The 22,144-nt window shown below is 64.2% G+C and carries 19 protein-coding genes and 1 tRNA gene; 10 read left to right on the forward strand and 10 right to left on the reverse strand.

Annotated features, from left to right (window positions below):
- The 4 genes from FNA46_RS09750 to FNA46_RS09765 all read left to right on the forward strand — a co-directional run bounded on the left by FNA46_RS09750 (position 1) and on the right by FNA46_RS09765 (position 5,361).
- A complete protein-coding gene (locus tag FNA46_RS09750; RefSeq protein WP_246102984.1) occupies positions 1–498 on the forward strand; it encodes a DUF721 domain-containing protein in 498 nt (165 codons plus the stop codon).
- 154 nt (positions 499–652) lie between these two features.
- Positions 653–1,357: a DsbA family protein gene (locus tag FNA46_RS09755; protein WP_143124994.1), complete on the forward strand. Its 705-nt coding sequence runs from the start codon at positions 653–655 to the stop codon at positions 1,355–1,357.
- A gap of 105 nt (positions 1,358–1,462) precedes the next feature.
- Positions 1,463–4,924 carry a chromosome segregation SMC family protein gene (locus FNA46_RS09760; RefSeq protein ID WP_143124995.1) on the forward strand — a complete coding sequence of 1,154 codons (3,462 nt, stop codon included), beginning with the start codon at positions 1,463–1,465 and terminating at the stop codon, positions 4,922–4,924.
- Between the two features lie 11 nt (positions 4,925–4,935).
- Entirely contained in the window at positions 4,936–5,361 is a 426-nt protein-coding gene (locus FNA46_RS09765; RefSeq protein ID WP_143124996.1) for an Ivy family c-type lysozyme inhibitor, read from the forward strand.
- A 549-nt stretch (positions 5,362–5,910) separates the two neighbouring features.
- On the opposite strand, the gene FNA46_RS09770 is transcribed toward FNA46_RS09765, so the two are convergent.
- Positions 5,911–6,213, reverse strand: coding sequence for a hypothetical protein (locus tag FNA46_RS09770; RefSeq protein WP_143124997.1), 303 nt, complete (start codon positions 6,211–6,213; stop codon positions 5,911–5,913).
- A 66-nt stretch (positions 6,214–6,279) separates the two neighbouring features.
- On the opposite strand from FNA46_RS09770, the gene ppdK reads away from it, so the two are divergent.
- From ppdK to FNA46_RS09785, 3 genes are all read left to right on the forward strand, one after another.
- The gene (gene ppdK, locus FNA46_RS09775; RefSeq protein WP_143124998.1) at positions 6,280–8,961 is read left to right on the forward strand and encodes a pyruvate, phosphate dikinase; all 2,682 of its coding nucleotides are present in this window, start codon (positions 6,280–6,282) and stop codon (positions 8,959–8,961) included.
- A 120-nt stretch (positions 8,962–9,081) separates the two neighbouring features.
- Positions 9,082–9,888 (forward strand): aldo/keto reductase, encoded by an 807-nt coding sequence (locus FNA46_RS09780; protein WP_246102991.1) that lies wholly within the window; start codon positions 9,082–9,084, stop codon positions 9,886–9,888.
- Complete coding sequence (locus tag FNA46_RS09785; RefSeq protein WP_143125000.1) at positions 9,878–11,467, forward strand: GMC oxidoreductase; 1,590 nt, start codon at positions 9,878–9,880, stop codon at positions 11,465–11,467. The genes FNA46_RS09780 and FNA46_RS09785 overlap by 11 nt, the downstream gene beginning before the upstream one ends.
- Here the strand turns inward: FNA46_RS09785 and FNA46_RS09790 are convergent.
- Both FNA46_RS09790 and FNA46_RS09795 read right to left on the reverse strand, forming a co-directional pair.
- Positions 11,392–12,450 carry a glycosyltransferase family 4 protein gene (locus FNA46_RS09790; protein WP_185969787.1) on the reverse strand — a complete coding sequence of 353 codons (1,059 nt, stop codon included), beginning with the start codon at positions 12,448–12,450 and terminating at the stop codon, positions 11,392–11,394. The two genes, FNA46_RS09785 and FNA46_RS09790, sit on opposite strands and share 76 nt — an antisense overlap.
- A gap of 51 nt (positions 12,451–12,501) precedes the next feature.
- A complete protein-coding gene (locus tag FNA46_RS09795) occupies positions 12,502–12,777 on the reverse strand; it encodes a hypothetical protein (protein WP_143125002.1) in 276 nt (91 codons plus the stop codon).
- Positions 12,778–12,914: 137 nt separating this feature from the next.
- Here FNA46_RS09795 and FNA46_RS09800 point away from each other — a divergent pair, with 137 nt between their 5' ends.
- Entirely contained in the window at positions 12,915–13,826 is a 912-nt protein-coding gene (locus FNA46_RS09800; RefSeq protein ID WP_143125003.1) for a DUF1499 domain-containing protein, read from the forward strand.
- A gap of 55 nt (positions 13,827–13,881) precedes the next feature.
- Here the strand turns inward: FNA46_RS09800 and FNA46_RS09805 are convergent, their stop codons facing one another.
- The 3 genes from FNA46_RS09805 to FNA46_RS09815 all read right to left on the reverse strand — a co-directional run bounded on the left by FNA46_RS09805 (position 13,882) and on the right by FNA46_RS09815 (position 16,239).
- Positions 13,882–14,631 (reverse strand): SDR family oxidoreductase, encoded by a 750-nt coding sequence (locus tag FNA46_RS09805; protein WP_143125004.1) that lies wholly within the window; start codon positions 14,629–14,631, stop codon positions 13,882–13,884.
- 384 nt (positions 14,632–15,015) lie between these two features.
- Positions 15,016–15,930: an MBL fold metallo-hydrolase gene (locus FNA46_RS09810; protein ID WP_143125005.1), complete on the reverse strand. Its 915-nt coding sequence runs from the start codon at positions 15,928–15,930 to the stop codon at positions 15,016–15,018.
- Positions 15,931–15,933: 3 nt separating this feature from the next.
- Positions 15,934–16,239, reverse strand: a complete 306-nt coding sequence (locus FNA46_RS09815) for a cupin domain-containing protein (protein ID WP_143125006.1) — start codon at positions 16,237–16,239, stop codon at positions 15,934–15,936.
- Between the two features lie 190 nt (positions 16,240–16,429).
- Here FNA46_RS09815 and FNA46_RS09820 point away from each other — a divergent pair.
- Positions 16,430–16,504: transfer RNA gene (locus tag FNA46_RS09820), tRNA-Gln, on the forward strand.
- Between the two features lie 50 nt (positions 16,505–16,554).
- Here the strand turns inward: FNA46_RS09820 and FNA46_RS09825 are convergent.
- Both FNA46_RS09825 and FNA46_RS09830 read right to left on the reverse strand, forming a co-directional pair.
- On the reverse strand, positions 16,555–17,160 hold the full coding sequence (locus FNA46_RS09825; protein WP_143125007.1) for a COG3904 family protein: 606 nt from the start codon (positions 17,158–17,160) through the stop codon (positions 16,555–16,557).
- Between the two features lie 212 nt (positions 17,161–17,372).
- Entirely contained in the window at positions 17,373–17,726 is a 354-nt protein-coding gene (locus FNA46_RS09830) for a hypothetical protein (protein WP_143125008.1), read from the reverse strand.
- 734 nt (positions 17,727–18,460) lie between these two features.
- On the opposite strand from FNA46_RS09830, the gene FNA46_RS09835 reads away from it, so the two are divergent.
- On the forward strand, positions 18,461–19,492 hold the full coding sequence (locus tag FNA46_RS09835) for a LacI family DNA-binding transcriptional regulator (protein ID WP_143125009.1): 1,032 nt from the start codon (positions 18,461–18,463) through the stop codon (positions 19,490–19,492).
- Between the two features lie 80 nt (positions 19,493–19,572).
- On the opposite strand, the gene cysN is transcribed toward FNA46_RS09835, so the two are convergent.
- Both cysN and cysD read right to left on the reverse strand, forming a co-directional pair.
- On the reverse strand, positions 19,573–21,057 hold the full coding sequence (gene cysN / locus FNA46_RS09840; protein WP_143125010.1) for a sulfate adenylyltransferase subunit CysN: 1,485 nt from the start codon (positions 21,055–21,057) through the stop codon (positions 19,573–19,575).
- Positions 21,057–22,013 carry a sulfate adenylyltransferase subunit CysD gene (gene cysD / locus FNA46_RS09845; RefSeq protein WP_143125011.1) on the reverse strand — a complete coding sequence of 319 codons (957 nt, stop codon included), beginning with the start codon at positions 22,011–22,013 and terminating at the stop codon, positions 21,057–21,059. Before cysD ends, cysN begins: the two co-directional genes overlap by 1 nt.
- Between the last annotated feature and the right edge of the window lie 131 nt (positions 22,014–22,144).

The following is a 22,144-nucleotide window of genomic DNA, read 5'->3' on the forward strand; positions in this document are numbered from 1 at the left end:
ATGAGCAAGCGTCCAGTCCCCCTGCAGATTGCCGAGATCGCCAATGGCATCATGGATCCGGTGCTGGCGCGCCGCGCCGGAATCTCGACGGCGCTGCTCGGCTCCTGGGACGAGATCGCCGGAGAGGATTTTGCCGATTGCACGCGCCCGGAAAAGATTGCCTGGCCGCGCCGTGACGGTGGGGACGAGGCGGGCTACCAGCCGGGCGTGCTGACGATTGCCTGCGAGGGCGCGCGTGCCCTGTTCCTGTCGCATGCGCAGGGCGAACTGATCGAGCGCATCAACGGCTTCTTCGGCTTTCCGGCCATCCGCCAGGTGCGCATCGTGCAGAAGCCGGTGTCCGTCCAGCTGCGTCACCGTCCTGCGCCGCAGCCGTTGCGCGGCGAGGCCGCCCGCCGTCTCGACGCGATGATGGAGGGGATCGAAAGTGATGCGTTGAAACGCGCCGTCCAGCGCCTCGGCACGGCCGTGCTGCAGCCGAAGCGCGGCCGGCGCTGAATATCGCCATCCATCGGTTTTGCTCTTGATTCATCGCAACTCTCTCACAATTGTTTGAGAGATGTGCGCTTCCTGGTGCTTGTCGCCCGGCGCGGGGCGGGCTACGGACAAACCCAGGGACTTTCGCGCTCCACTGAACAATAGGTGTTGATACATGCCGATCCGCTCTTTCGCCCTCTCCAGACGCCATCTGCTCGGCGGCGTCGCAGCTTCCGCCGTCGGCCTGTCGGTTGCCGGCCTTGCCACACAGGCTTTCGCGGACGACAAGCCCGAATCCTCCGGCAAGGTGGACATGGCGAAGGTGCTGCAGCCCGGCACGCTGCCGGAAATGGCCATCGGCGATGAGAAGGCCAAGGTCACCATCGTCGAATACATGTCGATGACCTGCCCGCACTGCGCGCATTTCCACGCCACCACCTTCGATCCGATCAAGGAAAAATACGTCGATACCGGCAAGGTGCGCTTCATCCTGCGCGAATTCCCGTTCGATCCGGTCGCAACCGCCGCCTTCATGCTGGCCCGCTGCAACCCGGTGAAGCCGCAGGAACTCTCCGGTCCCAAGGAATACTTCGCGATGGTCTCGATGCTGTTCAAGCAGCAGCGCGCCTGGGCGGCCCCGGCAGACGGCAATGTGCGCGCCGCGCTGCTGCAGAACGCCAAACTGGCCGGTTTTACACAGGAGAGCTTCACCGCCTGCTTGACGAACCAGAAGCTTCTCGATGATGTGAATGCCACGATGAAGCGCGGCGCGGACGAATTCGGCGTGAATTCGACCCCCACCTTCATCATCAACGGCAACCGCTATTCCGGAGACATGTCGGTTGAAGCCATGTCTGCACTCATCGACAGCTTCCTCTGAGTCGGCCGTTTTCTCTGATGCGGGCGCCGGTGGTTCACCTGCGCCCGTTTTCCGTTTGATTGCCTGCCTTGCCCCGCCGTCGTTCATGACGGGGAGGGGGGCGCCATGAAGTTCAACAAGCTGCGCCTGGTCGGCTTCAAGTCCTTCGTTGAACCGACAGAATTCATCATTGAGCCGGGTCTGACGGGCGTGGTCGGACCGAACGGCTGCGGCAAGTCGAACCTCGTCGAGGCCCTGCGCTGGGTGATGGGGGAAAACTCCTACAAGAACATGCGCGCGTCCGGCATGGACGACGTGATCTTTTCCGGTTCCGGCAACCGGCCAGCCCGCAATTCGGCGGAAGTGGCGCTGTTTCTCGACAATGGCGACCGCACCGCTCCCGCCGCCTTCAACGATGCGGACGAAATCCAGGTGTCGCGCCGCATCGAGCGCGAGCAGGGCTCCGTCTATCGCATCAACGGCAAGGAGGCGCGCGCCAAGGATGTGCAGCTTTTGTTTGCCGATGCCTCCACCGGCGCCCGTTCGCCCTCGATGGTGGGGCAGGGGCGCATCGGCGAGCTGATCCAGGCAAAGCCCCAGGCGCGCCGCCAGCTTCTGGAAGAGGCGGCCGGCATTTCCGGCCTGCATTCCAGACGCCACGAGGCCGAACTGCGCCTGCGCGCCGCCGAAACCAATCTGGAGCGGCTGGAAGACATTACCGCGCAGCTGGAGAGCCAGATCGAAAGCCTGAAGCGCCAGGCGCGCCAGGCCAATCGCTTCAAGATGCTGTCCGCGGATATCCGCCAGCGTGAGGCCCTGCTGCTGCATATCCGCTGGGTGCAGGCGCGTGATGCGGAAAATGAGGCCGGTACGGCCCTCAACGCCATCACCTCGCTGGTGGCGGAGAAGGCGCAGGCGCAGATGGAGGCCGCCAAGGCGCAGGCGATCGCCAGCCTGACGCTGCCGGAACTGCGCGAGGCGGAAGCCCGCGCCGCCGCCGCCCTGCAACGGCTGCAGATCGCCCGCGGGCAGTTGGAGGAGGAGGCCGGACGCCTGCTGCGCCGTCGCGACGATCTGACCCGCCGTCTCGCCCAGCTGGCCGAGGACATCCGCCGCGAGGAGCAGCTGATGGCCGACAATGCCGGCGTCATCGAGCGTCTCGATGCGGAGGAGGAGGAGCTGCAGGCGCTTCTCGACCAGTCGGGCGAGGAGGCGGAGGAGATCCGGCTTCTGTTCGAGGAGGCGGCCGCGCGGCTTGCCGAAAGCGAGCGCCTGTTTGCCGCCGTCACCGCCGAGCGCGCCGAGGCCTTTGCCGGGCGTGCCCAGCTGGAACGCAGCATCCGCGAGATTGCCGATCGTCGCCAGCGGCTGGACCGCCAGCTGTCCGAAAGCCGTGGCGAAGCGGACGCGCTGGATGAGAAGCTGGCCGGCCTGCCCGACCCGGAAGAGCGCCGCGAGGCCGTCGAGGCTGCGGAAACCGTGCTTGAGGAGGCAAGTCTTGCCATCGAGACGGTGGAACAGGCTCTGGCCCGTGCCCGACAGTCGGAGATCGAAGCCCGTCGCCCCGTGGAGGCGGCGCGCGCCACTCTCAATGCCTTGCAGGCGGAAGCGCGCACGATCGGCAAGATGCTGGCGGCAGGTGCTGCCAGCGGCAGCTATTCGCCGGTTGCCGAGCTGGTGCGCGTCGATCGCGGCTACGAGACGGCATTGGGTGCTGCCCTCGGTGATGATCTCGACAGCCCGCTCGAGGCTGACGCACCGGCCCACTGGGCCGGCAATGGGGATGGTGCCGCCGACCCGGCATTGCCGGAGGGCGCGGTGCCGCTGATCACCCGCGTTACGGCCCCGCCGCAGCTTGCCCGCCGCCTGAAACAGGTTGGCGTGATCGATCCTGCCGATGCTGCCCGCCTGATGGCGGCACTGAAGCCCGGCCAGCGGCTCGTCACGCGCGATGGTGCGGTCTATCGCTGGGACGGTCACGTGACCGGCTCCGAGGCGCCGAGTGCGGCCGCCTTGCGTCTTGCCCAGAAGAACCGGTTGTCGGAGCTGGAGGCTGAGGTCGAGGAGGCGGAGATCGTGCTCTCCGAGGCGGAGACGCTGCTGCAGCGCGCGGGCGAGGCCATCCGCACCGAGGAAGCCCGTCTTGGGGATGCGCGCGAGCGCAGCCGGCTTGCCACCCGCAGCCTTTCGGAAGCGCGCGAGGCCCTGGCTCAGGCCGAACGCGCTGCCGGTGACCTCATGCGTCGCCGGGACGTCCTGGCCAATGCCGCCGAACAGCTGCGGAGCCAGCTGGAGGAACTTTCCGCGCAGGAGGAAGGCGTGCGGGCCGAGCTGGACGAGGCGCCGGATCTGGCCGGCCTCGACCGACGGCTTGGCGAACAGCAGCTTTCCGTCGCGCAGGATCGTGCGGCGGCGGCGGAAGCGCGCGCCCGCTTCGAAGGGCTTTCGCGCGAAACCGAATCCCGCCGGCGCCGGCTGTCGGCCATCGCGCAGGAGCGGCAGGGCTGGCAGAGCCGGGCCGCCAGCGCCGCCCACCAGATCGGGACGCTGCGCGAACGCGAGGACGAGGCGCGCGAGGAGGTGGCGGAGCTGGATCTCTCACCGGAGGAATTCGACGACAAGCGCCGGGCGCTGATGAACGAGTTGCAGAAGGCGGAAGAGGCACGGCGCGCCTCCGGCGATCTGCTGGCCGAGGCGGAAACCCGTCAGCGCGAGGCCGACCGCCTCGCTGCCACCGCGCTTGCCGAACTGGCCGATGTGCGCGAAAAGCGCGGCCGTGCCGAGGAGCGGCTCGTTTCTGCCGCCGAGCGTCGCCATGATGCCGAAAACGCCATCCGTCAGGCGCTGTCTGTGGAGCCGCACGAAGCCTTCCGGCTGGCGGGTGTCACGCCGGATGCCAAACTTCCCGATACGGCCGGTGTCGAACGCGAGGTGGACCGGCTGAAGATGGAGCGCGAACGGCTTGGCGCCGTCAACCTGCGCGCCGACGAGGAGCAGAAGGAACTGTCCGAAAAGCTCGCCGCCCTCATCAAGGAACGTGACGACATCATTGATGCGATCAAGAAGCTGCGGGCTGCGATCCAGAGCCTCAACCGCGAAGGCCGCGAGCGGCTGATTGCTGCCTTCGATGTCGTGAACGGCCAGTTCCAGCGACTGTTCACCCATCTGTTCAACGGCGGCACCGCCGAGTTGCAGCTGATCGAAAGCGACGATCCGCTGGAGGCGGGGCTCGAAATCCTCGCCCGCCCGCCCGGCAAGAAGCCGCAGACCATGACGCTTCTCTCCGGTGGCGAGCAGGCGCTGACGGCGATGGCGCTGATCTTTGCCGTCTTCCTCACCAATCCCGCGCCGATCTGCGTGCTGGACGAAGTGGATGCGCCGCTCGACGACCACAATGTGGAGCGCTACTGCAACCTGATGGACGAGATGGCGGCCTCCACCGAGACACGCTTCGTTATCATCACCCACAATCCCATCACCATGGCCCGCATGAGCCGCCTGTTCGGCGTCACCATGGCGGAGCAGGGCGTCAGCCAGCTGGTCTCCGTCGATCTGCAGACGGCCGAACTCCTGCGCGAGGCGAGCTGAACGGAGGCGTGATGCAGCATTTCCGTCTGCTTCTGGCGGCTTTCGGCCTTTTCCTGCTGCCGGCTTTCGCTGCGTTGTGCGAGGAGGCGAAATCCGGCCGCTATCTGCAGGAAATCCTGAAGATCTCCCCCGCCCACGACAAAAGCCTGCGTGACCTTCTGCGCGTAGCCCGGACCCTGCCACCATGGGTGCGCAACATGGCAACCGATCCACGCTATGTCTCGGGCGCATCTGAGGCCGTGCAGGTGGAGGGCGTGCCGCGCGAGCTGTTTGGCGCGTGCCTTGCCGGCCGTTGCCCGGAAAGCCGCCTGCGGGTTCTGTTTTCCACCGATGGCAAGGTGGCCTGGGTCCTCATCGCCGATCGCACGCTCGGGGAACTGGTGCTCGGCAACCCGCCCGAGGCGGCGATGGAGCTGCTGCGCAAGCCGGGACTCTGACGAGCCTTTGCCCTTTTTCGACATCGCCCTGGGACGTGATGACGGCTTCAATATACGATTTGCCGGCCAGCCGCGATTGAAGTGATCCGATTGTCTATTATAGTCGTCCGGCGGAGGGATGCGTACTGCGGGGTGACGGGTTCATCACGCGGGGTGGCTGCGAAGGGTCTATCCGCATTCGGCGTCGTGACGCTGATGTGACGCGCATCAAGTAGGGTCAAGTTTTGTTGCTCCGTCTGCAAGCTTCCGTTGCGTTGCCACAATGATACAGCGATGCATCTTGGATGTGTGCGGTGCAAAAATACAAGAAATCGTCCATGCAATCTGGTTGCAATTCCGAGATTTTATCTTATGCTAGCACTCAACGAAGCATACAGATGCGATTGAAAGACAGCTTTTCAGCACCCCCCGGCGGGGTTCCTGTACCTGCCGGAAGACTTTGCGGGGCCGGAGCAGGCGGCCCCGCAAAGTCTGCTAATTCAGTGACTTAAGACATAGTTGAAGTCTTTTCAATCGGCCGGGTTGTCGCTTAGGTGACGCCCGGCCTTTTCATTTCTGCTTGGGAACGCTCCCGCAATCTCCTTCCCTTGTCATGAAATCTTCGTTGCAATTGCCGATGATGCGCTGTCCTTCTTCCGGGATGACTGATGCACAGCTGTGCGCCGCACAATCAACTGCCGCGTGCTTGAGGGATCGTGCATGTCCCGCACCGCCACGTTCCTGCCCGGTTCCGTGCGGCCCGCCCGACCGATCCGCAATCGCCGGCGTCGTTTTGTCTTCCTCCGCAAAGCGTGCCGATTTGGTCGCATTTTTGTTGCAATGCAGCATCATCCTTTCGGAGGTGGTTTCCAAGCGCGCAGCCATCCTGTAAATGCTTGGTAAAACAAGAAGCAGTGCATGCTCGTCTGGAGGAGAACGATGACAAAGTGGGTCTACCGCTTCGGAGGCGGCAAGGCGGAAGGCGGGGCTGCCGATGTGGCACTGCTCGGCGGCAAGGGGGCGAACCTTGCCGAGATGGCAGCACTTGGCCTGCCGGTGCCGCCAGGCATGACGATCGTCACCGAAGCCTGCCTGCATTATTTCGGCAATGCACGGAGCCTGCCGGACGGCCTTCGCGCCGAGGTGCTCGCGGGCCTTGCCGACATGGAGCGGCTGACCGGCCGTCGGTTCGGCGGGGCCGAGCGGCCGCTGCTGCTCTCGGTGCGCTCCGGCGCGCGCGCCTCCATGCCGGGCATGATGGATACGGTGCTCAATCTCGGCCTCAATGACGAGACGGTGCAGGCGCTTGGTCATGATTCCGGCGATGCCCGCTTTGCCTGGGACAGCTACCGCCGCTTCATCCAGATGTATGGGGATGTGGTGATGGGGCTCGATCACGAGGTGTTCGAGGAGATCCTCGAGGACGAGAAGGCCCGCCTCGGCCATGATTACGACACCGAGCTGTCTGCCGTCGAATGGCAGCATGTGGTCTCGCTCTACAAGCAGGTGATCGAGGAGGAACTGGGCGAAGCCTTCCCGCAGGATCCCGAACTGCAGCTGTGGCGGGCGATCGCGGCCGTCTTTTCCAGCTGGAACAACGCCCGCGCGGTCACCTACCGCACCCTGCATCAGATCCCGCATGCCTGGGGCACGGCCGTCAACGTGCAGGCCATGGTGTTCGGCAATCTCGGGTCCTCGTCTGCCACGGGCGTTGCCTTCACCCGCAATCCCTCGACCGGCGAAAGGAGTCTTTACGGCGAATTTCTCATCAACGCGCAAGGCGAGGATGTGGTGGCGGGCATCCGCACGCCGCAATCGCTGACGGAGGAAGGCCGTCTTGCCTCCGGCTCCGAGAAGCCCTCCATGGAAAAGCTGATGCCGGAGACTTTTGCCGAGTTCCGCGCCATCTGCGACCGGCTCGAAGCGCATTACGGCGACATGCAGGATGTGGAATTCACCGTGGAGCGCGGCAGGCTGTGGATGCTGCAGACGCGCGCCGGCAAGCGCACCACGCGCGCCGCGATGAAGATCGCCGTCGATCTCGTCGATGAAGGGGTGATCAGCGAGGAGGAGGCGATCTGCCGCATCGAACCCCCCTCGCTCGACCAGCTTCTGCACCCGACCATCGATCCGCGCGTGGCGCGCACCGTGCTCGGCTCCGGTCTGCCGGCCTCCCCGGGCGCTGCCTCCGGCGAGATCGTCTTTACCGCCGAGGATGCGGTGGCGGCGGAAGCCGAGGGACGCAAGGTGGTGCTGGTGCGCAGCGAAACCAGCCCGGAAGACATTCACGGCATGCATGTGGCTGAAGCGATCCTGACCACGCGCGGCGGCATGACCAGCCATGCGGCGGTGGTGGCGCGCGGCATGGGCATCCCGTGCGTCGTCGGCGCCGGCGGGCTTCGCGTCGACATGCGCAACGAGCAGCTGGTCGGCCCCGGTTTCACCCTGAAGCGCGGCGAGGTGGTGACGGTCGACGGTTCCTCCGGCCATCTGCTGAAGGGGGAGGTGCCGATGATCCAGCCGGAACTGTCCGGCGATTTCGGCCGCCTGATGGACTGGGCGGACAAGGCCCGCCGCATGGCCGTGCGCACCAATGCCGATACGCCGGCCGATGCCCGTGCCGCCCGTGCCTTCGGCGCGGAAGGCATCGGGCTCTGCCGCACCGAGCACATGTTCTTCGAAGGTGGTCGCATCCATGTGATGCGCGAGATGATCCTGGCGGAGGACGAGGCGGGGCGGCGTGCGGCGCTCGACAAGCTTCTGCCCATGCAGCGCTCGGATTTCACCGAACTGTTCACCATCATGTCCGGTCTGCCGGTCACGATCCGTCTTCTCGATCCGCCGCTGCATGAATTCCTGCCGAAGAGCCAGGAGGAAATCCTGGAGGTGGCGGCCGCCATGGAGATGGAGCCGGCGCAGCTGGCGCGGCGCGTCGAGGCGCTGCACGAGTTCAATCCCATGCTCGGCCATCGCGGCTGCCGGCTGGCGATCTCCTATCCGGAAATTGCCGAAATGCAGGCCCGCGCCATCTTCGAGGCGGCGGCTGCGGCCGCAAAGGCGACCGGGGCGGCCGTCGAGCTGGAAATCATGGTGCCGCTGGTCGGCCTGCGCGCCGAACTCGATTACGTCAAGGCCTGCATCGACACAGTCGCCGCTGATGTCTCGCGCGAGACCGGCCTGCCGATCGGCTATCTGGCCGGCACGATGATCGAGCTGCCGCGCGCCGCTATCCGCGCGCATGTCATTGCCGAAACCGCCGATTTCTTCTCCTTCGGCACCAATGACCTGACGCAGACCACATTCGGCATCTCGCGCGACGATGCGGCAAGCTTCATCCCCACCTACCAGCGCAAGGGCATCATCGTGCAGGATCCCTTTATCTCGCTGGATTTCGACGGCGTCGGCGAACTGATCCGCATCGCCGCCGAGCGCGGCCGCAAGACCAAGGCCAACCTCAAGCTCGGCATCTGCGGCGAACATGGTGGCGACCCCACCTCCATCCGCTTCTGCGAGGAGGTCGGCCTCGATTACGTCTCCTGCTCGCCCTTCCGCGTGCCCATCGCAAGGCTGGCCGCTGCCCAGGCGGCGATCGAGGAGCGGAGAGAAGTGGCTGAGCGATAGTTGGCGTGAGTTTCGGACGGTTCCATTATGCAGACTGCACTCGCTTCTCGACGTTTCGGAAAGCAAGTGCTATCGGTATATTTATGATGATTATAAAGAAAGATATATGAATTGCGCCAAGTGATAATTAAAAACACAGGTGTGTCCGTCTCTCGCTTTGTATTTGGTACAGCGAGCTTGTTCAACGTCGGTAATAAGAAGAAGCGTCTTGACCTTCTGAGTGCTGCTGTGGATGCGGGGTTTACGCATTTTGACACGGCGCCCTATTATGGTTTTGGGTTTGCGGAGCGGGACCTGGCGCCTGTGCTGAAGGCTCATCCGCATGTCACAGTCACCACGAAGGTCGGCATTTACTCGCCAGGGGGGGAGTCCCAGCCTGCACCTGCAGTTTTTCTGCGGAAGGCGGCTGGTCGTTTTATAAAAGCCATCTCTCGCCCTCTTATTGATTTTTCTGTGGCACGGGCCCGTACCACGCTAGAAGCAAGCTTGCGTCGTATGGGGCGAGAGGTGATCGACATATATACTCTGCATGAGCCGGAAACTGCGCTTGTCTTTGCCGACGAGTGGCGCCGCTGGATGGAGGACTGTGTTGCAACAGGCAAGGTGCGCACCTTCGGCGCTGCGCTGACAGCCGACAGGCTCATTGCTTTCACCAATAGCAAGATTGACCTTGGGCCGTTCGTCCAGGTTGCAGACAGTCTAGATGCTAAGGAGGCCGATATTCTTGCGGCGCACGGCAAGCCGATGCAGATCACGTATGGCTACGTCTCTGCCGCATTTCGATCCGGTGAGGTCATCTCAGTGGCCGATATTTTGAAGCAGGCTCTCAAGAGAAATTTGGAAGGCGCTATCATTGTCAGCTCCACCAAGGTTTCGCGCCTCGGCCAGTATTCAAGAATTCTGGAGGACGCTGACCGTGATCAGTGATCTTGTCGACAAGGGTTCCTTGACGGAAGAGGGCGACTTTCTTGTAATTGGTGCTGGGACGGTCGGCCTTCCTTTCTGTACGGAACTTGCGACTGCGACCGGCAAGCGCGTTATCTGTCTGGAGTCCGGCGGGCGCTCACAGGATCATGAGACGCATCCCCTCAACGAAGTGGTTCATCTTGCACTACCTTATGAAGGGGCACAGAAGGGAAGGTTCCGGTGCATCGGCGGCACGTCCACCCGTTGGGGCGGCGCGCTTATTCCATTTCAGGCGGCAGATCTGTTCAATGCAGGCTGGCCTATCAAGATCGATGAACTGCTGCCTTATTTGCCCAAGGTGGAGCACATCTTCGGTCTTTCGGAGGGAGGTTATACGGACGAAAAGTTTCCGATTGATCTGAGGCCGCATTATGTCAATCGTCTGGCGAAGTGGCCCGCGTTCAAGCACCGCAATGTCGTCAACGTTGTCGGTAGTAGGGCAGAGGCCCTTCAGAATCTGCAGGTCTGGTTGAATGCCACCGTCACACAAATCCGTTGTACCGGCGAGGGCGTCGAGGTCGTTGCCTCCACCGCCGGCGGCGACCAAATAAAGGTGTGTGCTGCTCGACTGGTTATCGCCGCCGGCGCGATTGAAACTACACGGCTTGCATTGCTCCTTCGTCAGCAAAACCCCGAATTGTCATCCGCGATTAGCCCTGTTCTTGGTTGTGGTTTCGCGGACCATATTTCGATCGGTGTCGCCGAAATTCGTCCAGTAGACGCTGCTGCGCTTAATAAGGTGGTGGGCTTCCGCTTCGAGCCCGGCGGTTCTATGCGCAACATCCGCTTTGAGTTGGCTATGGATACGCCGCTGCGACAGACACTACCACCCAGTTTCGTTCACATCGGTTTCCAGGTGGATAAGCCCGGCGGCTTTGACGCTCTGCGTGATGTGTTCCGCTACCTCCAGCAACGACGTTTGCCGCCGCCGAAGGTGCTCGTTCACCTGCTGAAGGGACTGCCTTGGCTTCTGCGAGCTGTCTGGTGGCGGTTCGTGCACAGGCGGCTGCTCTACCCCGAAGGAGCAAGGCTCGTGGCACATGTCGTCATTGAACAGACCGCCGCATCCGACCATACCATCACACTCAGTAATAGCCACGTAGATCCCTTTGGCTTGCCTCGTGCTGAGATCAACTGGAGCATCACTGCGGCAGATGTGGAGAAGCTGCACCGGGTGACCGACGCGTTCGAACAGACATGGAACGATGCTGGTTTCTCTCGCTACGGTACGTGGAAACGTTATCCGAAGGATCAGATCGGCAAAAAGCTCGCGCATTCTGGTGGTATCTACCACCCGACGGGTTCGACTCAGATGGGGTATGATGCTCGCTCTGGGGTTGTCGATGCTGATTTGCGGATGTTTGGCGCGCCGCAGGTGCAGTTGCTGTCAACCTCGGTTTTGCCCACCGGCGGTGGTGCCAATCCGACAATGATGTTGCTCCTTCTGGCCATGCGTTGTGTGGATCAGCACGTCAATGCCAATTTCCCAATCCACCCAGCCAGTCCCGCAAAGGTCTCCTCCCAGGTCGGCAGCGTCTGACCGAAGATCCAGGCGGTATCGGAAAGGGTCTGCAGCCGCGGGCGGTTGGCAAGCAGCGGGCGGATGAGGGCTGCCATGGCGGCCGCGTCGTCGGCGGGTGCCTGCAGCACGCCGCCGGTTGCCCAGGTGGCGACGGCGCCAGAGGCGGTGGTGACGACGGGAACGCCGTGGCGCAAGGCTTCCGCGACGGCCATGCCGTAGCCTTCATAATAGGAGGTCGCGACATAGAGGTCCGCCGCCTGCCACGCGGCCTCCAGGTTTTCGTCGGAAACGTCGCCGAGAAAGGTAAGCCGATCCGCCAATCCGAGTTCTTTGGCGCGCGCGGTGAGGGCGGCAACATGGGCGGGATCGCGATCGGGATCGCCGGCAATCTGCCAGCGCCAGTCGAAATCGGCGAGATGGGCGGCCACCTCCAGCATGTAGTCGTAGCGCTTGCGGGCAATGATGGCGCCGACCGAGAGAATGCTGGCCGGCCCGGAGCGGCGGCCTACCGCCGACCGGGGGACGTGCAGATTGCCGGGAACCGATACCCGCAGCTTGTGCGGATCAGCGCCATAGTGGCTTTTGAGATAGTGCGCGGTTTCCGCCGATGACACCAGCACGCGGACCGAGCGTGCGATCGCTGCCGCCTCTGCCTGCCTGAGCGCCTGCGCCCTGTCGCCGGCGGATGCCCCCTGTTCCTCCACCAGCGAGTGGTGGAAGATCGAGACCACCGGCAAGGCTGCTTCGGCAAAAACCTCCGCGAGATCGCAGAGATAGATATGATCGGTCAGGACGACGCTGCCGGATGGAAGCGCCTTCAACGTTGCGAGAAGTCCGGCACGGTCCCTCTGTGGCACGGTGGGAAAGCCGGTCGGCAGCGTCAGGGGCTGTACCTCGGCCCCCTGCTGTTCCAGTGCCGCAAGGAGCCTCGTATTGTAGACGTAGCCGCCGGTGCGACGGGCATAATCGGCGCTGGAAAGGAAGAAGATCCCTGGGGGCAAGGGGGCGATCCTGCTGTGACGATGCCGGATGGCACGGCGGTTGGCGGGTATTTACTGCCGCTCTACGATCACCCGCCGCTCCAGGATCACCGGCCGGTCGAACATCAGCGATGAACGGGTCTGGAAGGCGCGCATGTCCGCGCGGCGGTCCAGCTCCAGATCCAGCAGGCAGCGGGCCATGGCGTCCGTCTGCGGTCTGAAACCATAGCCGGCGCAGGTGCGCTCGTCCGCCGCGCGCTGCTGTTCCGGCGTCAGGCTCTGGCAGGCGGACAGCAGGCCGGCGGCTGTAATCAGCAGCAGCGCGGCGAGGGGGCGGGTAACAGTCATGGCCTGGTTCCTCCGGGCAATCAGCAAGGGTGACGCAATGCGCAGCATGTCATAGAAGATAGGACCGATGGCAAGGCAGGAAAGGCCGCGATCCTGCCCAGCCAGTCCAAAGAGGCATTCAACGCCGGAAAGACGAGATGACCGTACGCTTCGTGAGGCCGGTATCCAGGGCTGCCCATGCCGGCAAGCGGCTGGCCGAGGGCGGCCTTGTGCTGTTCGTGCTGGCCATTCTGGCGCATCGATTCGGGCCGCTGTCGACGCCGCATCTTGTTGCGCTGCTGCTGGCGGCGGGGGCGCTTGCGGCCCTCAGCGTGCCACTGGCCCTGCGCGGGCTGGTGCAGCTGTGGCAGGTGGGCGCCCTGGGCGGAATTGCCTCGCTAAAGGCGCTGATCTGTGCGCTGCCGCCGCTCGCCCTCGTGGCCTATGGCCTGTTTCTTTACCAGAGCCTGCCGCGTCTTTATGACGTGACGACCGATCCGGATGATCCGCCGGCCTGGAAGATGCCGGTGGAGGCCGCGCAGATCTGGTTACCGCGCTCCTTCGTCGTCTCTTCCGCCGATCGCGACCGGCAGCGGCTTGCCTATCCCGCGCTCACCGGTCGACGGTATGAGGGCGCGCTCGACCGCGTCTACGAGGCGGTGATCAAGGTCGGCAAGGAAAACCGGATCCACTTCCAGAATACCCGCCGCATGGCCGCCAGGGGCGCGGCCCCACCGGCGGTGGAAAAGGCGCTGCCCGCCACCGGCTCCGCCAACCGGCCTGTGCCCGATGTCATTCCCGTTCCGCTGCCGCGCCCCTCGCTGATCGAGCCCTCGCCAGTGCCGGTGGCTGATAATGGCGATCTCCTGCTGCAGGGCGACACGCGCACGCTGATTCTCGGCCTTCCCTTCGATCTTGTGGTGCGCCTGCGCGAGGAGGAAGAAACCACGCTGGTGGACATGCGCGTGGCAAGCCGTTTCGGTCCGCATGATCTTGGCCAGGGCGCCGAGATCGCCGAGGTTTTTTTGCGCGCGCTGGATGCGGAGCTGCTGGGGATCGCGGCGGAATGAGAGCGGCGGCATCGGCAAGGGCATGAGCCGGCCCGCGGACCGGCCCCTTTTGCGATCACTTCACCGCGGCATTGCCGCCATCGGCAAACAGTGCGGAACCGGTCACGAAGCTGGCGCCCGGCCCTGCCAGAAACAGGGCGGCCGCGGCGATCTCTTCCGGCCGGGCAATCCGCTTCACGGCATGCAGGCTGGCCGCCCAGTCCTTCTGCGCCTGCGTCCCGGCCATACCGGTATCGGTGCCGCCCGGCAAAAGCGCGTTGGCACGGATTTGCTGCGCACCATAATCGGCCGTGATGCCCTTCACGAGACCCATCAGCCCCGCCTTCGCGGCTGCATAGGCCGCCATGCCGGGCAGGCCGACACTGGTTCCGACGAAGCTGGAGGTGAAGACGATCGATCCGCCGCCGCGCCGCAGCATGGCCGGGATCTGCGCACGGCTGGCCAGAAAGGCTGCCGTCAGGTTGGCGGTCAGGGTGTGCCGCCATTCGTCCGGCGTGAGTTCGGCAAGCGGGCGCGCCGCACCGACGGTGCCGGCATTGTTGAAGGCGATGTCGAGACCGCCGAAATCCGCTTCCGCTGCGGCCACCAGCGCGTCCTGCGTCTCTGCCATGCCCGCATCGCCGGCCAGAATACGCGCCTTGCCGCCCGCCTGACGGATATCGTCTGCGACACGCTCCAGCCCGCCGATGCCGCGCGCGTTCAGCACGACGGCCGCACCTTCGCGTGCAAACAGAAGCGCGGCGGCCCGCCCGATGCCCGAGGAGGCGCCGCTGATGATGGCCACCTTGCCTTGCAGAAGTCCCATATTTGCTCTCCTTGTCTGTGCAGGCCGAGGCTTAGCGGACATGCATCCGTCTCCGACACCCGATTCCTGCGCGCCAGATCAGGCCATTGCTGTGCCTCTTCCGGTCTTGCCCGCCGCGAGCTTCCAGAGCATTTCCGGTGAAAAACCGGATCACCTGAAATGTTCTGTCTCCTTGTTTTCACGCAGTCCGGACGCAAGACCGCTGACGCCCTTTTGGCTCGGACGGGCTCTGAACGCTCTGCTCTTTAGCAAGGTGGGGATGTCGGGCGGCGCAGATCGTCAAGGAGCGCTCGGGGTTCGAGCGGGTCCGGACAGGGTGGGCGCCGCCGCATCGACCGGCAGCGGAGATGTGAGGGGAGGAAAGGCCTCTGGTTTGGACCGCGCTCAACCTGTGTGATAATGCCCCGTCAGTGTCGGCGGTCCCTCGGTCTTGACCTCGCCGCGCTCCACCAGATCTTCCAGATGCGCCAGCACCGAAAGGGCGGCAGCGCCGTGCAGACGCGGGTCGGTGCGGGCATAGATCGCCTTCACCATGGTCGCGATGTCACTGTCCCCCGCTCTCACGCGCTCCAGAATGGCGCGTTCGCGCATGCGCCGGTGGGTGCGCAGTGCCCTGAGGAACGCCGGCGGATCGGTGACGGGGCCGCCATGGCCGGGCAGGAAAATCCAGTCCTCGTCACGCGACAGCAGTTTGTCGAGGGAGGCCATGAAATCGGCCATGGAGCCATCGGGCGGTGCCACGATCGTGGTGGCCCAGGCCATCACATGATCGGCCGAAAACAGGATGCCGGTGCCATCCAGTGCGAAGGCGCAATGATTGGCCGTGTGGCCCGGCGTGTGCACGGCCGACAGCCGCCATCCATCGCCCTCCACCGCCTCGCCATCACCCAGCGCAATATCCGGCCGAAAATCATGATCGGAGCTTTCCGCGAAGGGATTGACCTCGCCGGCATGAAGGGGTCGGGCCGGGCGGTGTGGCCCTTCGGCGACCGTCTTCGCACCGGTTTCCGCTTGGAGGCGGCCGGCCAGCGGCGAGTGGTCGCGATGGGTATGGCTGATCAGGATATGGCTGACGCTGCGACCGGCGAGCGCCCGCATCAGCGCTTCGAAATGCGCCTCGTCTTCCGGGCCGGGATCGATGACGGCCACCTGCCGCCCGCGCCCGACAATGTAGGAATTGGTGCCATGGAAGGTGAAGGGGGAGGGGTTGTTGCAGGTGATGCGCCACACCCCTTGCGCAATGGCCACCGCTTCGCCATGGGCCGGCGTGAAGGAGAGGTCGAAATCCGGGCTTTCCATGCGCTAAAGGGCCTGCTTGTACTCGATCTCGATGAAGGACATCGGCTCGGACCCGGCATTGACGACGTTGTGTGTGGCGCCCGCCTCGCGCCGGTAGGCAGCGCCCTGTGCCACGAAGGCTTCGCGGGCCGAGTCACCTTCCTCGATCAGGAAATGGCAGTCCGTCATCGGCACCACCACGTAGCCGAGGCCATGGGTGTGCACGCCGGTATCGGCCCCCGGCTCGAAATCCCAGCGGATGATGCGGGTGACGGCATCATCGACCAGTGTGGTGGGAATGGCGGGCGGGCGGGCGCGAAAGGCACTCATGAACAGGCTCCCGGAAAGGCGATGCAGGCAGGTCAAAGACCTAGCACGGCAGGGGGGCTGCGCGCATAAAAATCTGTCATGCGGCACCAGTTAGACATTGTGAGCCGCCGGCACCTTTGCTAATGAGGCGCCTGCCTGCGGCCTGTGTCGAACGTCCTTTTTTCGGACTCGACCGAGCGGCCGTTGACGTTGGGGCGTCGCCAAGCGGTAAGGCACCGGTTTTTGGTACCGGCATTCCCAGGTTCGAATCCTGGCGCCCCAGCCACATTTTCGCTCGTCCCAAATCGACGTCTTGGTCATCCGGTTCTGCCTTTCTCACCGGCGCGCTGGTCGTGGCGGGAAGGGCAGGTCGGTTCGTGGGGCGGGCAGCAGCGTGGCGGCAAGGCCGAAGCGGTGCAGCAGGTCGGGCGTGAGCTGGCGCAGGTCGCCCGGGCGTGCTTGCGTGGCAAAGGCGATCAGCGCCGGGGGAAGGTCGAGGCGGGAGAGATAGGTTCTCGCCCGGGCGTTGCCCCTCGGGCTTTCTTCCAGGCCGCCGTCCGTGCGGTATCGGAACGCACCGTGGACGATCAGCAGCGATGAGACGGAGAACACCCGTGTGCGACCGGCAAGCCAGGCGAGCGCACAGCCGGAGGCGCAGAGGCTGCCGGGCGGCACGCTGGTGGAAAAGCCGCGGGCGCGGATCGTGTCGCCGATCGCAAGTGCGGGCTCCAGTTCGCCGCCAGGGCTTTCCAGCACGATTGTTGCGGCCGGATAGCGGTCCGCCAGAGCTGCGAAACGGGGTGCATCCTCCGCACGGAACTGGCCGCGGATCGCGATCAGGCCATAGGCCGGTGCGGGAGAGAGGTCGATGATCTCTGCCGCCTGTGCCGGGACGGCAAGGCCAAGACAGGTTGCAAGGCGGACAATGGACCTGATCATCATCACGGATTCCCGCAAGGCCACAACCTGCCGGCGACGGTGGCAAAAGTCGATTTTTCGTATGTAGGCGACATCCGGGCGAGAACCAGAGGCCCGGGCGGCGGAGGCCTGGCGGCCGGCCGCCGCGCAAACGGACAGACGCCGCCCGCCAGACGCTCTTTATGCCCGGCCCCTGCCGCGCCCCGGTGCCGGCGCGGCAGACGCCAAGGGCCGCCTCATTCGGCGGTCAGCAGCTCCGTGCAGTAGCTCGGGCCCTTGGTGCCCGGACGGTCCGACACAACGTGGATGGACTTGATGCGATAGTTCGAATCGGTGGTCAGGTTGGCGCTGCAGCTTGCGCTGATCCGCTGGCCATCCACAGTCTTGATGCGCTGGAAGCCGCCACGCCAGTTGTAGACCGTGTCGTCGCCGACGCGTGCATCAGCATATGGCGGTGCAAAACGGGCGAAGAAGGCGCCGGCCGATTTCCCCTGCCAGCGCGTCTCGATGGGGCTTGGCGGGGTCGGCATGGTCGTGCATCCGCACAGCGTGCAGGCCAGCAGCACCAGCGCGGTCAAGCGAGTGTTCATCTGTCGTAAACCTTTGTTTTCCGGAAGGAACGGAGCAGGGCCGCCCTTCGAAGCAGCACTCGGCGCCCGGAAGCTTGCCGGTTCCGTCGCCTTGGCTCCGCACTAGCAGATTTGAGCCTGATTGCGCGAGGGGCTGTCTTTCGCGGCGCAAAATAAATTTGCCATGTACCGCTTTTCTCTACGGATGCGCGCCATTTTGAAACGGCTAATATGAGAATGTATCAATATGGATCAATCGGCGGTGCGCCCCATTGCGAAATGGAACCATTGCCGGTATATTTCGTTTTCATGACGGGGCACGGGAGGGGTGCGCCGTCATATCAGGAGGAGAACAGATGCTGACGAAATTGTACCATTCGCCCTATGTCCTGTCGCTGAACATCTCGCTTCTGATGTGGGCAGCCATCATCTGGACCGTTTACAACATGGTTCGCTGATCCCCGGCGATACGTCTTGACGGGATCTGCGCCGCTATTGGCGAGTGGATCCCTGCGATAGACTGCGGTGTAATGTAATGGCACGGTTACATATAGTATCGCATCTGTAAGTCTGCGGCCGTCTTTGGCTCGATCATTTTTTCCTTCAACGCAATGTTGATTCTGGATGACTTCGCGCGATACTGTCGCGAGGATATCCTGAGTTGTGTATATTTTCGAGAGACAGGGGCGAGTGGTGATGAGCAAGGGGGTTAAGCCGGGCTCGGAGCCTGCGCGCGAAAAGACCGGGACCGTGGTATGAGGGCGCGACGCGGGCGTGGCGAACGCACGACGCTGATCGATGTCGCGACGCGGGCCGGCGTCAGCGCCATCACCGTTTCGCGGGTCCTGCGCGAACCCGAAAAGGTATCCCCCAACCTGCGCAATCGCATCCTCGATCTGATCGAGGACATGGGTTACGTGCCCGATCAGGCGGCGCGCGCGCTGGCCAGCCGTCACAATTCCACCTTCGGTGTGCTCGTGCCGACGCTGACCAACCGGGCTTTCCTGAGCTTCATGCAGGGGGTGGAGGAGCGGGTGCGCGACACCACGTTCCGCATTCAATACGCCAATACGCATAACTGCGCCGATGAGGAAAAGCGGCAGGTGAGGCTGCTTCTCTCCCAGAATACCGCCGGCATCCTGCTGGCGGGCCTGGAAGGGGCTGACGGCATTCATGATCTTGTCCGGCATGCCAACTGCATGGTCGTGCAGGTGGTGGATGTCGGCATAAAGATCGCGGGGTCCGTGGTGGCCGTCGATCACGGCGCCGCAGCCGAGGCCGCCACGCGTCACCTGCTGGATTGCGGCTACCGCACCATCGCGCTGCTCGGCGGCATGGCGGATGCGCGTGGACGCCGGCGCACGGAAGGCTATAGCCGCGTCATGCAGCAGGCCGGTCTTTACGATCCCGATCTCATCCATCACGAAAACGCCGCCACCACCACCCAGATGGGCTGCCGGCTGCTGCGCCGCGCGCTGAAGGCGCGGCCGGATATCGATGCCGTGTTCTGCCAGAACGACGATCTGGCGCTCGGCGTGCTGTTCGAGGCGCAGCGCATGGGTCTCAGTGTGCCCGACCAGTTCGGCATCTGCGGCTATAACGATCTTGATTTCGCCGCCGTGATGCAGCCGCCGCTCACCACCGTGCGCACGCCGCTGTTCGAAATGGGCTACCGCGCTGCCGACCTGATGATCCGTGGCGCCGATGGCGACCGCCTCGTGCACCACTCCGTCAATCTGGGCTTCGAACTGATCGAGCGCCGCACGACGCGCCGCAGGACGCTCTAGGTGGTTGCAGGAGACCGCACGCAAAAAAAGCCCGGCGGTGGGCTGCCGGGCTTGCGATTGCTTGTTGTGTCAGGACAAGGTTAGTCCAGATCACCGAGCACTTCGGCGGCGCGGGCGGCGCTGAGGCGGCGCACATCCACCTCGTCGCGGCGATTTGCGAAGGTTTCCGTAGCCATCAGTTCCTCGGCCAGATCGGCCGGCAGCGACAGCAGGACGCGCTGTCCCTCGCGGTGGATGCCGCCGAGATCAGTGCGCTTGGCGGTGATCATGCCGCCGGCCACCGTGTTCAGCGTGTCCGGATCGATCAGGATGAAGGCGCCGGTATTGCGGTTCTGGTCGTAGGCGTCAAAGATCGCCGCCTCGTCGAAGGAGAGCCGCACCTTGCCGATGGCGTTCATCGGCAGCGTCTCCGCATGGCTCTTCCACTTTCCGGTGGACAGTTCCAGCTGCGAGAGGGGCGAGACGACAACGCGCTGGCGCCGCGTGCCGGCCTTCAGCCAGTAGCGCTTGCCAGGCTCGATGCCGCCCGGCTGCAGGGCCACCAGCTGCGCATCGAAATGCAGGCCGGTCATCGGCTGGGCGTCGAGCGAGACGATCATGTCGCCGCGCGCCACGTCCACCTGCCGGTCGAGCACCAGCGTGACGGCGTCGCCGGAGACGGCAGCATTGCGCACGAGATCGAAGGTGACGATCTGCTTGACATTGGCAACCATGCCGGAGGGCAGGATGGCCACGGAATCGCCCGGCTTGATCGAACCGCCGGCGACCGTGCCCTGATAGCCGCGGAAGCTTTCGCCGGGACGCGACACGCGCTGCACCGGCAGGCGAAAGCCGCCGGCGGCACCCGTGCGGGTGGTCGCAAGCTCCAGCGTTTCCACCAGCGTCGGGCCGTCGTACCAGGGCATGGTGGCGCGGCCGTCATAGACGACATTTTCGCCCTTCAGCGCCGACATCGGGATGGCTGTCACCTGCCGTACGCCGAGCGACAGGGCCAGCTCCTTGAAATCATGGGAGATCTTCTCGAACACCGCCTTGTCATAGGCGACGAGGTCGAACTTGTTGACGGCGAGCACGAACTGCTTGATCCCCATCAGCGAAGCGATCGTCGCATGGCGACGCGTCTGCTCCAGGAGGCCGGTGCGGGCATCGACCAGAAGCACGGCGAGATCGGCGGTCGAGGCGCCGGTTGCCATGTTGCGGGTATACTGCTCGTGGCCGGGCGTATCGGCGACAATGAAGGAGCGGCGGTCGGTCGCAAAATACCGATAGGCGACGTCGATGGTGATGCCCTGTTCGCGCTCGGCCTGCAGGCCGTCCAGCAGCAGCGCGAAATCGGGAAGGCCAAGATCGTTCTGCTTGCCGCTGTCACGCGACAGCGCGGCCGCCTGGTCTTCCTTCACCGCCTTGGTGTCCCACAGCAGGCGGCCGATCAGCGTCGACTTGCCGTCATCGACGGAGCCGCAGGTGATCAGGCGCAGAGGCCGGGTGTCGCGGGTGCTCTTCACTGCATCGGTAATCGGCACGACATTGCTCGCGGAAGCGGCGGTGGCAGACGGTGCGGTCATCAGAAATATCCTTCGCGCTTCTTCTTTTCCATCGATCCCGCCTGGTCGCGGTCGATGGCGCGGCCCTGGCGTTCGGAGACGGTGGCGATTTCGAGTTCGGCGATCACCGCGTCGAGGGTCGTCGCCTGCGAGCGGATACCGCCGGTCAGCGGCCAGCAGCCGAGCGTACGGAAGCGCAGCATGCCTTCCTGCACCTGTTCGCCGGGCAGCGGCTGGAAGCGCGGGTCCTCCGCCCACATCAGCATGCCGTCGCGTTCCACGAACTTGCGCGGCCGTGCGAAATAGAGCGGCGGCAGCGGAATGTTCTCCGCCTGGATGTAGCGCCAGATGTCCACTTCGGTCCAGTTGGACAGCGGGAAGGCGCGCACGCTTTCGCCGCGGCGGATCATGCCGTTGTAGAGGTTCCACAGTTCCGGGCGCTGGTTGCGCGGGTCCCATTTGTGGTCGGGCGTGCGGAAGGAATAGATGCGCTCCTTGGCGCGGCTGGCTTCCTCGTCGCGGCGCGCCCCGCCGAAGGCTGCGTCATATTTTCCAGCATCCAGCGCCTGGCGCAGCGCCTCTGTCTTCATCACGTCCGTGTGGTAGGCCGAACCGTGGGTGAAGGGCGAGATGCCCTCGGCCGCGCCGCGCGGATTGGTATGCACCACCAGATCGAGATCGAACTTTTCCGCCATCTCGTCGCGGAAGGCGATCATTTCCGGGAACTTCCAGCCGGTATCGATGTGCAGCAGGGGGAAGGGCACGCGGCCGGGATAGAAGGCCTTGCGCGCCAGATGCAGCAGCACGGAGGAATCCTTGCCGATGGAATAGAGCATCACCGGATTTTCGAATTCGGCCGCCACCTCGCGAAAGATGTGGATCGCCTCGTTTTCCAGCGCCTTCAGGTGCGGATCGAGTGGCGGCTTCGGGGCCTGATCCTTCAGATGCGGATCGAACTCGGAACTGTGTCTGTGCATTCTTGCGGGTATCCTCGTGGCCGGCTCATGCGGCGCGTCTTGTCCTAGATAGTCCTGTTGTCCTGCCATCGCCATCTTTTCCGACCGCTCGAGCCGAGAAAGGGCCTGTGCCGCTCCCGTATCACGGGAAG

Origin of the sequence: Affinirhizobium straminoryzae (genome assembly GCF_007004135.1) — a bacterium.
Taxonomy (GTDB): domain Bacteria; phylum Pseudomonadota; class Alphaproteobacteria; order Rhizobiales; family Rhizobiaceae; genus Neorhizobium; species Neorhizobium straminoryzae.

Coding starts and splice junctions, on each gene's coding strand:
- FNA46_RS09830 (WP_143125008.1), bottom strand. CDS start 17,726: ATGAACACTCGCTTGACCGCGCTGGTGCTGCTGGCCTGCACGCTGTGC.
- cysD (WP_143125011.1), bottom strand. CDS start 22,013: ATGCACAGACACAGTTCCGAGTTCGATCCGCATCTGAAGGATCAGGCC.
- FNA46_RS09755 (WP_143124994.1), top strand. CDS start 653: ATGCCGATCCGCTCTTTCGCCCTCTCCAGACGCCATCTGCTCGGCGGC.
- cysN (WP_143125010.1), bottom strand. CDS start 21,057: ATGACCGCACCGTCTGCCACCGCCGCTTCCGCGAGCAATGTCGTGCCG.
- FNA46_RS09835 (WP_143125009.1), top strand. CDS start 18,461: ATGAGGGCGCGACGCGGGCGTGGCGAACGCACGACGCTGATCGATGTC.
- FNA46_RS09760 (WP_143124995.1), top strand. CDS start 1,463: ATGAAGTTCAACAAGCTGCGCCTGGTCGGCTTCAAGTCCTTCGTTGAA.
- FNA46_RS09815 (WP_143125006.1), bottom strand. CDS start 16,239: ATGAGTGCCTTTCGCGCCCGCCCGCCCGCCATTCCCACCACACTGGTC.
- FNA46_RS09825 (WP_143125007.1), bottom strand. CDS start 17,160: ATGATGATCAGGTCCATTGTCCGCCTTGCAACCTGTCTTGGCCTTGCC.
- FNA46_RS09805 (WP_143125004.1), bottom strand. CDS start 14,631: ATGGGACTTCTGCAAGGCAAGGTGGCCATCATCAGCGGCGCCTCCTCG.
- FNA46_RS09810 (WP_143125005.1), bottom strand. CDS start 15,930: ATGGAAAGCCCGGATTTCGACCTCTCCTTCACGCCGGCCCATGGCGAA.
- FNA46_RS09795 (WP_143125002.1), bottom strand. CDS start 12,777: ATGACTGTTACCCGCCCCCTCGCCGCGCTGCTGCTGATTACAGCCGCC.
- FNA46_RS09750 (WP_246102984.1), top strand. CDS start 1: ATGAGCAAGCGTCCAGTCCCCCTGCAGATTGCCGAGATCGCCAATGGC.
- FNA46_RS09800 (WP_143125003.1), top strand. CDS start 12,915: ATGACCGTACGCTTCGTGAGGCCGGTATCCAGGGCTGCCCATGCCGGC.
- ppdK (WP_143124998.1), top strand. CDS start 6,280: ATGACAAAGTGGGTCTACCGCTTCGGAGGCGGCAAGGCGGAAGGCGGG.
- FNA46_RS09765 (WP_143124996.1), top strand. CDS start 4,936: ATGCAGCATTTCCGTCTGCTTCTGGCGGCTTTCGGCCTTTTCCTGCTG.